The sequence below is a fragment of the Anabaena sp. AL09 genome (assembly GCF_001672255.1).
GTDB lineage: Bacteria > Cyanobacteriota > Cyanobacteriia > Cyanobacteriales > Nostocaceae > Dolichospermum > Dolichospermum lemmermannii.
The window spans coordinates 72,128-86,331 of record NZ_LJOQ01000085.1; the positions used below are offsets into that span (position 1 = coordinate 72,128).

Sequence of the window (14,204 nt, forward strand, 5' to 3'; positions counted from 1 at the left end):
AACTGTACGGGCGAAGCATTTGGAGAACTATTTTTGGCAATGACCGATAATTTATCTTCCAAATGCTTCGCCCCTACTAACAACTGACAACGAACAACTGACAACTGACTAATGACTAAATTAATTGTAATTTGTGGGGCAACAGCGACGGGTAAATCTGGTTTAGCTTTGAGTTTAGCACAAAGGTTAAATTCTGTAATTCTTAGTGCGGATTCTCGTCAAGTATATCGTGATTTTGATATTGGTACAGCTAAACCAAATCTAGCTGAACAAAAATCAGTTCCCCATTATTTGATAGATATCTGTGAACCAACTGAAATAATGACATTAGCAGATTATCAGGAACAAGCACAAGCTTTAATTGCTAGTTTGGGAGTTGAAACACTGTTGTTAGTTGGAGGGACTGGTTTATATATTCGTTCCATTGTGCAAGGAATGAAGATTCCCAGAGTTGCACCACAGCCAGAATTGCGATCGCAATTAGAATCTCTTGGGCAAATTCAACTTTACCAGATATTGCGACAAGTTGATGCGATCGCTGCTCAAAAAATTCATGCTAACGATTTGGTGCGAACTTTAAGAGCTTTGGAGGTTTACTATACAACTGGTATTCCCATTTCTGAGCAGCAAGGAGAAAATCCTCCGAATTATCCAATTTTACAAATTTGTTTAGATTCTGATGCCGAACATTTAGATGTGAGAATTCGCAACCGGACTGAGCAAATGATAGCTGATGGTTTAGTTGGTGAAGTTGAATATCTTTGTCAAAAATATGGTACTGATTTATCTTTATTAAATACATTAGGATATCAAGAAATCAAGCAATATTTAACTGGTGAACTTTCTTTAGAAGAAGCTCAAGAATTAATTGTTTTACATACCAGACAATTCGCCAAACGTCAACGAACTTGGTTTAGACAATCTCCTAATCTTGAATATGTTAATATGGATAATCCTGATTTATTAGAAACTGTTTGGAGACGAATAAATAGATCCCCGACTTCTTCAAGAAGTCGGGGATCTGGTAAAACCGAACTCTAAATAAATAAACTAGGAGAAACCTTAAAATATTCTCCCAAGGCTTTAGCTTGTGCTTTACTAATTGAACGTTTACCGTTGACAACCTCTGAAACTACACCGCTACTAGAACCAAGAATACGTACTAAGTCAGCTTGACGAATTCCGCTAGATTCCATGATATGTAGCAATATATCATGAGGTGTAGATTCATCCATTGGATAATTTTCTTCCTCATAATCTTCAATTAGTTTGACTAGCAATTTATCTAAAACTCGCTCCTCTGGAGTAAGATTCTTTTTAAAAGTTAGAAATTCTGCAACTTTTAAAAGCCGTTCATACTCTGCTTCAGTTTCAATTACTTGAGGAGCTATTTCAGCTAATAATTGACTATAAGTTTTATCGTCAAAAGTAATAGTCATTTTTCCATTTATCTTTATTGTATTCGGCGTGAGTCAACAAGTATTTGTAGTGAACCTTTTTTGTTTCATAATTAATCCCGACAATTAAACGATAATCATTACCTTTAATATTAAAAACAGTGAAATTACCAACAGCTTCAGCATCTCGGTAATTCTTGCGGACATCTTCTAAATTTTGCCATTCTGCTTTTTTAACAGTTGCATACCAACTCTCAATTTGTTTTTTGATATCAGGGTACTTTGCTGCTTCTTCGCGGAGGGTGCGAATAGAAATTAAATGCATTGAGTGATTTTCCTTTGATGATATTTAAACTCATAAATTTGCTGGCAGGCTTTTTAAGAATAAGTATATTCTCTCAAAATGAGAGTAAATTGTCAAGCACTAGTTAAAAACTCCACAAAGATAAAAAATCCTTGAGGAGCTTGAGAGAGTATTAACAGCTTTTACCGAGCCATAAAGAATTAAGCCATAACACACCAAATAGTAAATTTACTAATTATCTGGGAGTTGTTTTTTCAAAGCATCTAATAAAGCCCAACGGCTATCCGTAGGTGGTTCAGAAACAGCAGTATTCAAAATACCTGGACAATTAACATTACATAATTGACGCTGAGGTAACGCTAAACACATCTGCTGATATAGCCATTCACCGGGATCAAAATTACCATCAGGTGGTAAAGTTTCCAGTAAATCTTCGACAGCAACTTCCATTTCTAAAGGCAAATCTTCCGTTTGATTAGCGGTTTCGTCTAACCAAATAACTTCCTGAGTATTCAGAACCAAACGATGGTTATACTGCTGCAAACATCGGTTGCAGGTACAGGTAACAATTGTTTCTGCCTGAGATGAAACTTCTAAATAATTACCCTGATGTTTAACCTGGATAACTCCGCGAACTGGTGTCAATGTTTCTAGTCCAGGCAGAAACTCTTGAACTTGAATTTCCTCTGTCCGCTCCGGGGCTTTAGTTAGCTGCGGAATAAAAATAGCGTCCATAGGATTTGTGAAATACCCTTAAAATTGAGCATGGGTAATGGGTAAATGGTGATTGATAAAATCATCACCTATTCCCTATTCCCTAATTATGGTGTAACTGCCTGACGAACAACTAAATGACGATAGGGTTCTTTACCACGACTGAAGGTTTCTAAATCAGAAAATTCCTGCAATAAAGTGTGGATTTGTCGGCGTTCTGAAGAACTGAGAGATTGAAGTTCTACTTCTCTTCCCGAAAACCGGACTTCTGCGGCAGCAGTTTCGGCTAAAGTGCGGATTTCAGATTCTCGTCTCACCCGATAACCACTTAATTCAATCGTGTAAGCTGTTTGATTGTCTTCTGGTTGATTTAAGTTAAGAACGGAATTTGCTAGATATTGAATTCCGTCTAGCACCGAACCACCTGCACCAATTAAAATCCTAATTTGTTCTGATGTTAAATTAGTTTGATCTATTGTCAACCAGTAGCTTGCTCCTGCTGGGACATCTTGCTCAGAAGATGGGGTAGTTTCTAAATTAGCCCGTACTTGAGTAGATACACCAGTCAGAAGTAGCAAATTCTGTAACCATTGTTCACTACTTTGCATAGAAATGTCGCTCATAATCAACCATTAGCCTTTTTCTTAGAACTTTTGGGTTCAAATGGCAACGCTTTTACTTCGATAGTTTGGGCTTCTTTCTCTTGTAAATCTACGATTTTTTGAATTTCTTCTGGTAGAGGTTCACGGGAGAGAATATAGGTTTGGACGGTTTGGAAAACGTTACCAATTACCATATACATGAGAACTCCAGCCGGTAGAGGAAAGAATAAAAACATCCCAGAAAACAGCACAGGGGTAATTTTATTTACTGTATCTTGCTGAGGGTTGCCACCGCTGGAATTTTGTCCAGACAGCATTTGGCTCACATAAAGGCTGATACCAAAGAAGACAATCATCCCCACAATATCCCAGTGGACTGTGTTATCGGCATCAATAGCTCCGACTCGACCCAAAGCATCAATAAAGAGAAATCCTTTCTCTGCTGCTAGTCCGGGAATTGTGCCTTGAATGGTCACGTCTCCTGGTTCTAGAGCCTCTATATTGCCTTGGGCATCAATTTTAACCCTTTCTTCACCTTTAGTGATTTTCCAGTCAGGTGTCAACTTAGTTTCTGGGTGTTCTGCTAAGAGCAAATCAAATGGTTTCCCTTCCACGGTTTGATATTGAATCTTAGTCTTTTCTCCCACTGTTAACTTATTACCGCCTGGTAAGATGGCAGAAATGGGAGTATGTTCTCCATCAGCAATATAAATATTTTGCGGAGAAGTGGCAAAGGCTTGGGGTTGAATGCGCTCAATTTGTTCTTCAGGGAAGATTTGCAGATTAACGGAATAGTTAACGCCGGAAAAAGGCGAACCCCGCAAAGTGGCAAACAGTGCTAGTAATACTGGCATCTGCAAAAGTAGAGGGAGACATCCTGCTAAAGGATTACCAAATTCATTTTGGACCTTGAGCATTTCCTCTTGTTGCTTTTGCTGATCGTCTTTATAGCGTTCTTTGATTTCTGCCATACGCTTTTGCATCAGCGGTTGCACGACTTTCATCCGTCGCATACTACGGATAGAACCGGCACTCAGGGGATAGAGTGCAAAGCGGATAATCAATGTTAAGGCTACTATTGCCAACCCATAGCTAGGGACAAAACCATAGAAAAGGTCTATGATTGGCAACATCACGTTGTTCGAGAGAAACCCGATACCAAAATCCATTATTCTGAATTCAACCTGCGGTACTTTGACACTCCCACCCCGGTGAGGAATGGGATGCTTAGTTGAGCCTATCCTCTGACTAGAGGGGGTTCTCTCCCAAGCTTTTGCTCTATATTGTAGAGGTTTTTGTTAAGCATTGCTGTGACTATCCACAAGCTACGCCAGCGAGGGAAGCTACGGATAGCCGCACATTATCTAAAAATCTGAATGTTGCCGCTCTGGACAAATGACTTATTTAGAACTGCTATATTGGGGATTTTTAGCAGCAACTTTTTCGTTAATGTAGTCATAGACTTCCCGAAAATTAGGAACAGCCCGCATTTCTATGAGAGTACCATTTTTGAGAGTGATTGCCATATCTCCCCATAGGCCGATGGCACGGGGAACTTTGACAACTTTTACCACTTCTGAATAAATTACATCAAAGCGATCGCCTCCCATCCAACCGCCAGTTACACATATCCTTCGATCTGTGATCCGGAAGCGCAGCCATATAGCCCTGACTATTGCCCCCACAGCTAAGGGGATACCCACCACTGTCAGTCCAATCAGCAGATTGAGAATTAAATCCCCAATGTGGGGACCACCCTCATAAAAAACTTCTTCACGAATGCCCATTTAATACCTCAGTTTGTGCCAACAACTGCTCTAATTCTTGCAGAAATTTCTGAGTTTCGCACTCAGATTCTGTTGTTGTTGGTTTCACAATTAATACTAGCCGCCATCCTGGGACTAATTTAGGCAATAATTGATGTAATGCTGCTGTCATTTGTCTTTTGATTTTGTTGCGAACAACGGCGCGTTTACTGACTTTTGTACTAATGGCGATACCAATTTTTGTGGCAGGGGGGGCAGTATCCAAAGAAGGTTCTGTCAAAAGAGTAGGTTTTAAAGCTCTCAAAGTAAAATGAGAACTATGTCGCCGAATTCCTTCCCGGAAAACTGCCTGAAAATCCTGACGGGATTTGAGACGATATGCTTTGGGCAAAGCCACAACAGTTATTAATTGCTGAATTTTACCCTAAACACTCAAACGATGCCGTCCCTTTCTTCTTCTAGCGCTAATCACGTTTCTGCCGTCTGGTGTCCGCATTCTGGCGCGAAATCCAGATGTTCTTTTTCTCTTACGGCAAGTGCCACCCAGGGTTCTTTGCATACTGTTCTCCTTTTAGGCGATTTTCATAAAAAGTCACAATCTGATATTTTACCACTTTACAGGCAACAAAAACATATTTCTGGATGGAGTTGTCAGTTGTTCGTTGTCAGTAGGGGCGAAGCATTTGGAAGATAAATTATCGGTCATTGCCAAAAATAGTTCTCCAAATGCTTCGCCCGTACAGTTAGTTGTCAGTTGTCAGTTAATACTGATAATCCATGAGCCGAGGTAACGCAATAATGGCACATCTCCAGGGGAAAGCACTTGACAATTAAAATAGAAAACTCCCCCAAAAGACGGATTTTGAACGTTAGATAAGACTACCTCTACTTTTTGACCGGCTGGAACTGGTTCCTCGGGAAATATTTGAATCGCTCGGCCTTCCTTATCCCATTTCACTTCAGACAGGGGGACTTTTTTGCCTTTAACTAAGACTTCAACACTTTTGGTATCAAAACTTCCCTTGTAATAATCAGGATAGGTAATGGCAAATTGAGCTACTGCCAATTTCATTTTTTTGGCAGGAACTCTTAGTATATAACGATCAGTGCTATTGGTTTGTCCGCCAAAATCTAACCTGTAGGGCAGTTGATTATCAGCTTTGACACCGCTAAAAAGTGTCAAACCAGGTAAGCTTTGCGCCCAAGTTGTAGCTGAAAAACTTGTTAATAAACAGCTAGTAACAGCTAAGGCAGAAAGTAAGCGTTTCATAAATTAGGTTTCCTCTAGTGGATAGTTTTTAACTAAGCGTTAGTATTTGTAACTAAACTTTACTACTATATGCTTGACAATAGACGTTAGTTAAAGGTAAAAGTGCCATTCTCGTGAAAAATTCCATCTATAAAGCAAAATTACTGTTATTTAGCATTTAGTGTAAACATTCTTAATTTTATTATCTAAAAGAATAATTTTTGTTGCTAATTATGAATACTCAGATATATCGCAAATGATTAAAAATTCAAGAATGAATCAAAAAAAAAGAGTGCGAATTTTCCAAAATATAAAATAATCTAAAGAACAATATCCAAAATGTAGAAATCGGCAGAGGATGTGCGATAACTAATTCTACTTATAGCTGTTTTGTGAGGATGATATCTGCATACTGTCAAGTTGAGGTTGTGACTAGATAAGGAAGATAGCAAAAGCAAAATTTGGAAATTCTATCTACAAAGGTAATTCATGGTTAATCATCCCATCAGCTTAATGATACTAATTTGAAATAAAAAGTATTAAAAGTTAACGGGTGATGTTAAGTATTTATATCCAGGAGATTGCATGAAAATAGCAGTTGCGAAAGAAATAGAAGTTTGTGAACGGCGTGTAGCTTTAATACCCGACACCGTGGGAAAATTAGTCAAACAAGGTTTAGAAGTTTGGGTAGAAACAGGTGCGGGAGAAAAAGCATTTTTCAGTGATGCTGACTATGAAGCAGCAGGAGCTAAAATTAGTCATGATTCTGCTCAATTATGGGGTGAAGCAGATATTTTACTCAAAGTTAGCCCACCCCAAACCAGAGAAGATGGCCGGACAGAAATTGAATTACTTAAATCAGGTTCTGTATTAATTAGCTTCCTTAATCCCCTGGGAAATCCCGTAATTGCCCAACAATTGGCAAATCGGCAAATTACAGCCTTGAGTATGGAATTAATCCCCCGTACCACCAGAGCGCAAAGCATGGATGCCTTATCTTCCCAAGCTTCCCTAGCGGGGTATAAAGCCGTACTGATTGCAGCGGCGGCATTACCGAAATATTTCCCTATGTTAACCACTGCGGCGGGGACAATTCCTCCCGCCAAAGTATTTATTATGGGTGCAGGTGTGGCAGGATTGCAAGCGATCGCCACCGCAAGACGACTAGGAGCAGTAGTAGAAGCCTTTGACATCCGCCCAGCCGTTAAAGAAGAAGTGCAAAGCTTAGGGGCGAAATTCGTCGAAGTCAAACTCGAAGAAGAAACCGTTGCAGCCGGTGGTTACGCCAAAGAAATTTCAGAAGACAGTAAAAAGCGTACCCAAGAACTAGTAGCCAGCCACGTCAAAAACTCCGATATCGTTATTACCACCGCCCAAGTACCAGGAAGACAAGCCCCTAGACTGGTGACAGAAGAAATGGTGGCACAAATGAAACCCGGTTCAGTAATTGTGGATTTAGCCGCAGAACAAGGTGGAAACTGCGCTTGTACAGAAGCAGGTAAAGATATTGTTTGGAACGGTGTAACAATTATCGGACCAATTAATTTACCCTCATCCATGCCAGTACACGCCAGCCAACTGTATGCAAAGAACGTTACTTCATTAATGCAACTGTTGATTAAAGACAAAGCCTTAGAAATCAACTTTGGTGACGATATCGTTGACGCAGCTTGTGTTACTCATGGTGGAGAAATTAGAAACCAACGAGTAAAGGACGCTTTGCAAACAGTAGCGGTTTAATTAAATATAGATTGAATGAACCACGAAGAAGCGAAGAACACGAAGGAAGAAGAGTTTGAGAGAGATTTTTCGTTTGTTATGTAAATCTTCTCTTTGCGTCTTTGCTCCTTTGCGTCTTTGCGCGAAACCTCTTAAATCCAAAAATCACATGACACAAGCATTACTTCCGGCTTTATTTGTACTCGTCTTAGCCTCTTTTATTGGCTTTGAAGTGATTAACAAAATTCCCCCCACGTTACACACTCCGTTAATGTCTGGTTCAAATGCCATTTCTGGGATTTCGGTAATTGGTGCAATTCTGGCTGCGGGGGAGAGAAACACGAATTTATCAGTCATTCTCGGTTTAATCGCCGTAATTTTGGCAATGGTGAACGTTGTCGGTGGTTTTTTAGTCACTGACAGAATGCTGCAAATGTTTAAAAAAAAGGAAATTAAAGCATGAGCGACTTTTTACCAACTGGGATTCAGCTAACTTACTTAGTCGCTGCGTCATTATTTATCTTAGGTTTGAAAAAGCTCGGTTCTCCCGCTAGTGCTAGAAATGGTAATCTTGTCGCTGCGGTGGGAATGCTATTAGCTATTGTCGCTACAATGCTAGATCAGCACGTATTAAATTACGAAATGATTTTGGTAGGTTTGGCTATTGGTTCGGTAATTGGCGCTGTTATTGCTTACAAAGTGCAAATGACGGAAATGCCGCAAATGGTGGGTTTACTCAACGGTTTGGGTGGTGCTTCTTCCGCACTTATCGCTGTGGCTGAATTTTGGCGGTTATTAGATAGTTCACAGCCTATCCCTCTCGATGTCAACATTTCCATGTTATTGGATGTGTTAATTGGTGGTGTCACTTTAACGGGTAGTTTTCTCGCTTTTGCCAAATTGCAAGGTTTAATTAGCGGTACACCGATTACCTTTCCTTTGCAACAACCTTTTAACATTCTGCTTTTGGGTTCTTATCTGGCTGGAAGTGCCTATTTAATCATCACACCAGATAGCCTCCCCGTATTTTTGGGAGTGGTGGCTGTTTCTTTGGTCTTGGGTGTCATGTTTGTACTGCCCATTGGTGGGGGTGATATGCCGGTTGTCATCTCCCTGTTAAACTCCCTCTCCGGTGTGGCTGCGGCTGCGGCTGGGTTTGTGGTGATGAACAATATGTTAATCATCGCCGGTGCTTTGGTGGGGGCTTCTGGTCTTATCCTGACGGAAATTATGTGTAAGGCTATGAACCGTTCTTTGTTCAGTGTCTTATTTAGTGCTTTTGGTTCTGTCTCTACTTCTAGTGGTGGTGCGGCTGCTGGTGCTAGTGATCAACCTGTTCGCAGTATTGATGCGGAAGAAGGGGCGATGATGTTGGGTTATGCCCGTTCTGTGGTGATTGTCCCAGGATACGGTATGGCGGTTGCTCAAGCACAGCATAGCGTCCGGGAGTTGGCTGATCAATTAGAACGCATGGGTGTGGATGTGAAATATGCGATACATCCGGTGGCGGGGAGAATGCCGGGACACATGAATGTATTATTGGCGGAAGCTAATGTGGCTTATACGCAGTTGTATGATATGGAGGATATTAATCCCCAGTTTGAACAGGCTGATGTGGCGTTGGTGATTGGTGCTAATGATGTGGTCAATCCGGCGGCGCGTAGTGATAAGAATAGTCCTATTTATGGGATGCCCATTTTGGAGGTTGATCGCGCAAAGCAAACTATTGTGATTAAGCGCGGTATGAGTGCTGGTTTTGCTGGTGTTGATAATGAGTTGTTTTATAAGGCTAAAACTACGATGTTGTTTGGTAGCGCTAAGGATATGGTGGCTAAGTTGGTGAGTGAGGTGAAGCAACTTTAGATATAGGCTAGGGGTGTAGTTTGTTGACTATGCCCTTTTTTCTCACGCAGAGACGCAGAGGGATTTGTTTCGCGCAAAGTCGCTAAGGAGCAAAGGCGCAAAGAAGAAGGAAGATTAAATTCTTTCAAACCACTTATTTAAAGCATGATAAAGAAATATATCTAAACTCTGATTTTTAGAATTTTGCTTTGCAAATTCAATATCAAATGAAGTTATTCTACCTAGTCCTTTAGCGGCTGGTCTAACTATAGCTGCATTATTCCAATCTGTCCAAATTCTCATTCTTGTACTATTTGCTTGTGAACCACTATAAAAATTGCGAGGTAGCCAGAGAAAAAGTACAAGTTCTTTTTTACTATTTAACCTTAATTCAGCACAATATTTAGTTTTACCTTTCCCATAATAAATACCTCCTTCTTGGACTATTTCTTCCATACGATCATCAAATTGTAAAATTGTTTCTCGAAATTTGAGTAGTTTAGCTCGTTGTTGAGGTGTACATTTCTCAATTAATTGATAGAATCTTTTAGGAGGAGTAGGAATATTTTTATTTACATGATTTTCTGGTAAATAATCAAAGTCTAATTTCCAGTTGAGAGTAGTATCTGTATTAATTATGTTTAGACTAAATTTTTGATCATGATAAATAATTTTAAACTGCAAGAAGTTAAATTTTAGTTGATGATATTTTCTATCAATGTGATTATCTCTATGAAAATTTGGAGTAACCGCAATTAGAACTATAGGAACTTGAAAATTGATGTGTTCGGAAAAAGGTTGTTCATCTAAAAGAGCATGATAATAACGAGTAAGTTGTTGGACAATATATCTATCTTCAGAGTTTTTTAATTCTATGATTACAAGTTCCTTATTTTTACCAAAAGCTAAAATATCACAATATTGTCCACTGACTTGATACTGTCTCTTTAAAGGTTTATATCCAAATAGCTTTTCTAAGTTGTTCCAAACCAAATCTTCTAAATCTTTTTCGCTTTCAAATTCCCATCCGCTTGCTACTTGTCTTAATTTCATCTGTATCAATCTGTAAAACTATGAGTGTGGGTATATTTAGATATTTTACCTCAACCTGTTTCATTTGATACGATACAGTAAGCTATGCGATCGCTCTTTTCTTCTCTTCTTCCTTCGTGTTCTTCGCGTCTTCGTGGTTCGTTAAAAAAGGATATTGGGGAAAAGTGCGATTCTTTGCGTCTTTGCTCCTTTGCGACTTTGCGCGAAACTCTCTGTGTCCTCTGTGTCTGGAGTGGTTCGTTAAAAAAGGATATTGGGGAGTTGAGGGAGTGCGATAGCGCAAGCGCTGACTTGTCAGTTCGCTCAACTTAAACCCCAAAACCCAAAACCACATCCAAAGCAGTACGAATTTCTTCCCAATATTCAACTTCTAAAATCCCCACCAACCCTAAAACCCGACGATAATCAACAGAACGAATCTGAGCAACATCAATAAAACGATCTTTATCTAATCCATTAGTTACTGTTGCTTTGATATTGACAATATAGGGAGCTTGCTTACTTCCTGGTCGGAATGGCATCACAATAGTTAATAATCCATATTGATTCATAATATCACTTTGAACTATTAAACAAGAACGGATTTTTTGCGCTTCTGCTCCCACCGTTGGATCAAGATTTACCCAGCGAATTTCACCCCGTTTATAAGTTAAATTACCCTCTGGCATTAATACCATCTCCAGCTACATTATCCCAATCAGAAATCTCATTTTGATATTCTAAATCTTTGGCATCTTTTTGGAGAGCAGCTATTATTTCTGCTTCTAAAATTTTGCGTCTTTGTTCTGCTAATAGTGCATTGATATAGCCACTACGATTACCTTTTGCTTGTTGATCAATAAATCTCAGAATGTCTTCTTCTAAAGTAATTGTGACTTTCATCATTATGTATGACTCATTCATCTTACCAATTAATCATACCACTTTTTTGACATTGCGTGAGGTAAAAAGAGATTTTGAGGGGTTGAGATCGCTGTTTGGGAGTTGAAGGGTGCGATCGCGAAGCGCGACCTAGGAATCGCTGTTTTGGAAGTTGAGGGGATGCGATCGCGAAGCGCGACCTAGGAATCGCTGTTTTGGAAGTTGAGGGGGTGCGATAGCGAAGCGCTGCTGCAAGCAGTTCGCTCTTCTAATATGATTAAACAATACTACGTGGATCAACAACTACAATATCCGAAAACCGTTTAAAATCTTCAACATTAAATGTCAATAAATGTGTAATATTATGAGCTATCATAGCCGCAGCTAAACGTGCATCATGTACCTGTTTTCCCATCACTTGATATTTAATAACCAGAGATTCCCACTCAGTAAAAATTTGTGGTGTATCTAACTGCAATATAAATATCTTTTTAAGTTTTTCGCTTTCTTCTTCAGCTTGAGTGATAGATAAACCTAATCCATTTTTATCAAGAGGTCTTGTAGCAACAGCCCAAAATTCAATTATATTTTGTGGAATAATACATAAAAATTCACCTTGCTTTTTGAGTGTTAAAATTGCCCTTTGAGTATCAAGGTGCATGGGACTATTTTTTTGTACCAAACGCAGTAAAATATTAGTATCTACCAAATATTTCATAACATTTCATCTTCTCTGGTATAAATACTATCTCGACTAATAGCTGCATCTGAAAGTGGTGATGCTACAGCAAAAGCAGGACTATTGATTAAATTCATTAGTGCTGTTTCCCAATCTTCCTCAGTTGTTGCTTGAGAAAAAGATTTTCCCTCTTGATTTTTCAAACTATCTTCAATCAAAGATTCAAGATAAGATTCAATTGATAAACCTTGTTTAGTAGCTTGAGTAATCAGACGATCTTCTATTTCTGGTTTCAATTGTAGCTGTATAGTTTTATATTGTTTCATATTCTTAGATTCTAGTTAATTAATATCAAGTAAAACTTATGATTAACTTGATCTATTAAAAGTATATCAGATTTAAACACCGAAGGTATCGCTGTTTGGGGAAGTTGAGGGGTGCGATAGCGAAGCGCTGCTGCAAGCAGTTCGCTCTTTCTCTGTGTCCTCTGTGTCTGGAGTGGTTCGTTAAAAAAGGATGTTGGGGAGTTGAGGAGTGCGATTCTTTGCGTCTTTGCTCCTTTGCGACTTTGCGCGAAACTCTCTGTGTCCTCTGCGTCTGGAGTGGTTCGTTAAAAAAGGATGTTGGGAAGTTGAAAAGGTGCGATAGCGTTCGCGGTAGCGTCCCGGAGGGAACTAGCGCTCCGCAGGAATCGCTATATAGCGATAAACTATGATAATTGATCTATACTTAAAGTATGCCCAAACTAGACATTATTCATAACGTTGTTAAAAATGCACTAATCAAAGATGGTTGGATAATTACAGATGATCCTTACTTGATCCAATATAGAAGAACAACACTATGTGCTGAACGTCCGATAGCAATTGAAAAATCAGGACAAAAACTGGTAGTTGAAGTCAAAAGTTTTATTGGTACATCAAAAATATAAGATTTGAAAGAAGCTCTCGGCCAATATGATATCTATCTTTACCTATTAGAAGAAACTGCACCAGACCGTAAACTCTATATTGCTATTAGTGAAATTGCATATAAAAGTTTTTTCACCCAGGATGTTATTCAACTGATTCTTAACCGACATCAACTTCCGCTAATTGTTGTAGATATAGAAACAGAGGAAATTAAACAATGGATAAATTAACAGATTACCCCAAACTCATCAAACAGATTCTAAGGGAATATGTGGAGTTATCTCAGAATCATCCACGAAAAGATATAGAAACATTCTTAATTACCGATGATGAAAAAGGTCATTATATTTGGATGAATCTTGGTTGGGAAAATGGCGAAAGAATTACAGGAATTACTGTTTATGTTCGCTTACATAATGGTAAAATTTGGATAGAAGAAGATTGGACAGAAGAAGGTATTGCTACTGATTTAATTCGCGTTGGTGTTCCCAAAGAAGATATTGTTTTAGCTTTTCATGAACCGAAAATGCGGGAATATACAAATTTTGCAGTTGCTTAGTTTAGTTATTTCTTACTTTGCTTGAAACAAAAACAAAACAGCAATATTTGGGAAGATGTGCGATTCCTACGAAACATTTTGCGATAGCGAAATTAATCTAAATCTTCTTCAGTCAAACCAGCATCTTTCAAAATACTTCTGAGTGTACCCGTAGGTAGATCACGATTTCCATGAACAGGGATAGAAAGAATCACACCCATACCTTCTTTAACATAGATATGATGACTACCCGTAATTCTTTTCAAACTCCATCCATAGCGTTCAACAATCTTACACAGATATTTACCAGAAACGGATTTCATAAAGATAGCTCAATCAACTGTTTTTGTGGTTCAACTTCTTCTTGCTGACTAGCAACTTCTAACCAACCTTGAACAGCATCTTTCAACATTTCTAATAAATGTTCATAACTTTCACCCCAGGTATGACATCCTGGTAAAGCTGGTACAGAACCACACCATACACCGTCTTCTTCCCAAATAATTGCTTTTATTTTCATAGCCAATTCCTTGAACTAAGGATATTTTAGCGCAGGTATCGCTTTTTGG

Annotated in this window: 22 protein-coding genes and 1 pseudogene; 7 read left to right on the forward strand and 16 right to left on the reverse strand. The window is 38.9% G+C overall.

Annotated elements, in window-relative coordinates:
* The first annotated feature begins 111 nt into the window (after positions 1-111).
* The gene (gene miaA, locus AN490_RS16880; RefSeq protein WP_300005684.1) at positions 112-1,041 is read left to right on the forward strand and encodes a tRNA (adenosine(37)-N6)-dimethylallyltransferase MiaA; all 930 of its coding nucleotides are present in this window, start codon (positions 112-114) and stop codon (positions 1,039-1,041) included.
* Here the strand turns inward: miaA and AN490_RS16885 are convergent.
* From AN490_RS16885 to rpmH, 8 genes are all read right to left on the reverse strand, one after another.
* The gene (locus AN490_RS16885) at positions 1,038-1,439 is read right to left on the reverse strand and encodes a type II toxin-antitoxin system HigA family antitoxin (RefSeq protein ID WP_015081060.1); all 402 of its coding nucleotides are present in this window, start codon (positions 1,437-1,439) and stop codon (positions 1,038-1,040) included. The genes miaA and AN490_RS16885 overlap by 4 nt on opposite strands.
* A complete protein-coding gene (locus AN490_RS16890; RefSeq protein WP_300005687.1) occupies positions 1,423-1,722 on the reverse strand; it encodes a type II toxin-antitoxin system HigB family toxin in 300 nt (99 codons plus the stop codon). Before AN490_RS16890 ends, AN490_RS16885 begins: the two co-directional genes overlap by 17 nt.
* A gap of 210 nt (positions 1,723-1,932) precedes the next feature.
* Positions 1,933-2,436 (reverse strand): YceD family protein, encoded by a 504-nt coding sequence (locus tag AN490_RS16895; protein ID WP_300005690.1) that lies wholly within the window; start codon positions 2,434-2,436, stop codon positions 1,933-1,935.
* A gap of 86 nt (positions 2,437-2,522) precedes the next feature.
* The gene (locus AN490_RS16900; protein ID WP_300005692.1) at positions 2,523-3,038 is read right to left on the reverse strand and encodes a R3H domain-containing nucleic acid-binding protein; all 516 of its coding nucleotides are present in this window, start codon (positions 3,036-3,038) and stop codon (positions 2,523-2,525) included.
* A gap of 2 nt (positions 3,039-3,040) precedes the next feature.
* On the reverse strand, positions 3,041-4,186 hold the full coding sequence (gene yidC / locus AN490_RS16905) for a membrane protein insertase YidC (RefSeq protein WP_300005694.1): 1,146 nt from the start codon (positions 4,184-4,186) through the stop codon (positions 3,041-3,043).
* A gap of 231 nt (positions 4,187-4,417) precedes the next feature.
* On the reverse strand, positions 4,418-4,804 hold the full coding sequence (locus AN490_RS16910; protein ID WP_271823014.1) for a PH domain-containing protein: 387 nt from the start codon (positions 4,802-4,804) through the stop codon (positions 4,418-4,420).
* Positions 4,791-5,180: a ribonuclease P protein component gene (gene rnpA, locus AN490_RS16915; RefSeq protein WP_015081066.1), complete on the reverse strand. Its 390-nt coding sequence runs from the start codon at positions 5,178-5,180 to the stop codon at positions 4,791-4,793. Before rnpA ends, AN490_RS16910 begins: the two co-directional genes overlap by 14 nt.
* Positions 5,181-5,207: 27 nt before the next feature.
* Positions 5,208-5,342, reverse strand: coding sequence for a 50S ribosomal protein L34 (rpmH, locus tag AN490_RS16920; protein WP_015209090.1), 135 nt, complete (start codon positions 5,340-5,342; stop codon positions 5,208-5,210).
* A 103-nt stretch (positions 5,343-5,445) separates the two neighbouring features.
* Here rpmH and AN490_RS16925 point away from each other — a divergent pair, with 103 nt between their 5' ends.
* On the forward strand, positions 5,446-5,574 hold the full coding sequence (locus AN490_RS16925; protein WP_300005700.1) for a hypothetical protein: 129 nt from the start codon (positions 5,446-5,448) through the stop codon (positions 5,572-5,574).
* Here AN490_RS16925 and AN490_RS16930 read toward each other — a convergent pair.
* On the reverse strand, positions 5,541-6,053 hold the full coding sequence (locus AN490_RS16930; RefSeq protein WP_300005702.1) for a DUF2808 domain-containing protein: 513 nt from the start codon (positions 6,051-6,053) through the stop codon (positions 5,541-5,543). The two genes, AN490_RS16925 and AN490_RS16930, sit on opposite strands and share 34 nt — an antisense overlap.
* A gap of 564 nt (positions 6,054-6,617) precedes the next feature.
* On the opposite strand from AN490_RS16930, the gene AN490_RS16935 reads away from it, so the two are divergent.
* The 3 genes from AN490_RS16935 to AN490_RS16945 all read left to right on the forward strand — a co-directional run bounded on the left by AN490_RS16935 (position 6,618) and on the right by AN490_RS16945 (position 9,614).
* The gene (locus AN490_RS16935) at positions 6,618-7,772 is read left to right on the forward strand and encodes a Re/Si-specific NAD(P)(+) transhydrogenase subunit alpha (RefSeq protein WP_300005704.1); all 1,155 of its coding nucleotides are present in this window, start codon (positions 6,618-6,620) and stop codon (positions 7,770-7,772) included.
* A 148-nt stretch (positions 7,773-7,920) separates the two neighbouring features.
* Positions 7,921-8,214 carry an NAD(P) transhydrogenase subunit alpha gene (locus AN490_RS16940; RefSeq protein WP_027401330.1) on the forward strand — a complete coding sequence of 98 codons (294 nt, stop codon included), beginning with the start codon at positions 7,921-7,923 and terminating at the stop codon, positions 8,212-8,214.
* Positions 8,211-9,614, forward strand: a complete 1,404-nt coding sequence (locus tag AN490_RS16945) for an NAD(P)(+) transhydrogenase (Re/Si-specific) subunit beta (protein WP_300005706.1) — start codon at positions 8,211-8,213, stop codon at positions 9,612-9,614. The genes AN490_RS16940 and AN490_RS16945 overlap by 4 nt, the downstream gene beginning before the upstream one ends.
* Before the next feature lie 114 nt (positions 9,615-9,728).
* Here AN490_RS16945 and AN490_RS16950 read toward each other — a convergent pair whose 3' ends face one another.
* The 5 genes from AN490_RS16950 to AN490_RS16970 form a co-directional block, all read right to left on the reverse strand.
* Positions 9,729-10,646, reverse strand: coding sequence for an endonuclease NucS domain-containing protein (locus AN490_RS16950; RefSeq protein ID WP_300005709.1), 918 nt, complete (start codon positions 10,644-10,646; stop codon positions 9,729-9,731).
* A 308-nt stretch (positions 10,647-10,954) separates the two neighbouring features.
* The gene (locus AN490_RS16955; protein WP_300005712.1) at positions 10,955-11,314 is read right to left on the reverse strand and encodes a type II toxin-antitoxin system PemK/MazF family toxin; all 360 of its coding nucleotides are present in this window, start codon (positions 11,312-11,314) and stop codon (positions 10,955-10,957) included.
* Complete coding sequence (locus tag AN490_RS16960; protein ID WP_168465620.1) at positions 11,301-11,531, reverse strand: CopG family transcriptional regulator; 231 nt, start codon at positions 11,529-11,531, stop codon at positions 11,301-11,303. Before AN490_RS16960 ends, AN490_RS16955 begins: the two co-directional genes overlap by 14 nt.
* A 253-nt stretch (positions 11,532-11,784) precedes the next feature.
* Positions 11,785-12,225 (reverse strand): type II toxin-antitoxin system VapC family toxin, encoded by a 441-nt coding sequence (locus tag AN490_RS16965; RefSeq protein WP_300005716.1) that lies wholly within the window; start codon positions 12,223-12,225, stop codon positions 11,785-11,787.
* The gene (locus tag AN490_RS16970) at positions 12,222-12,512 is read right to left on the reverse strand and encodes a hypothetical protein (RefSeq protein WP_300005719.1); all 291 of its coding nucleotides are present in this window, start codon (positions 12,510-12,512) and stop codon (positions 12,222-12,224) included. Before AN490_RS16970 ends, AN490_RS16965 begins: the two co-directional genes overlap by 4 nt.
* A 410-nt stretch (positions 12,513-12,922) precedes the next feature.
* On the opposite strand from AN490_RS16970, the pseudogene AN490_RS16975 reads away from it, so the two are divergent.
* Positions 12,923-13,327, forward strand: a pseudogene (locus tag AN490_RS16975) (XisH family protein).
* Positions 13,315-13,656, forward strand: coding sequence for a XisI protein (locus tag AN490_RS16980; protein WP_300005722.1), 342 nt, complete (start codon positions 13,315-13,317; stop codon positions 13,654-13,656). Before AN490_RS16975 ends, AN490_RS16980 begins: the two are co-directional and overlap by 13 nt.
* Positions 13,657-13,748: 92 nt before the next feature.
* Here the strand turns inward: AN490_RS16980 and AN490_RS16985 are convergent, their stop codons facing one another.
* Both AN490_RS16985 and AN490_RS16990 read right to left on the reverse strand, forming a co-directional pair.
* Positions 13,749-13,958 (reverse strand): type II toxin-antitoxin system HicA family toxin, encoded by a 210-nt coding sequence (locus tag AN490_RS16985; protein WP_300005725.1) that lies wholly within the window; start codon positions 13,956-13,958, stop codon positions 13,749-13,751.
* The gene (locus tag AN490_RS16990; protein ID WP_006278807.1) at positions 13,955-14,155 is read right to left on the reverse strand and encodes a type II toxin-antitoxin system HicB family antitoxin; all 201 of its coding nucleotides are present in this window, start codon (positions 14,153-14,155) and stop codon (positions 13,955-13,957) included. Before AN490_RS16990 ends, AN490_RS16985 begins: the two co-directional genes overlap by 4 nt.
* Positions 14,156-14,204 lie beyond the last annotated feature (49 nt).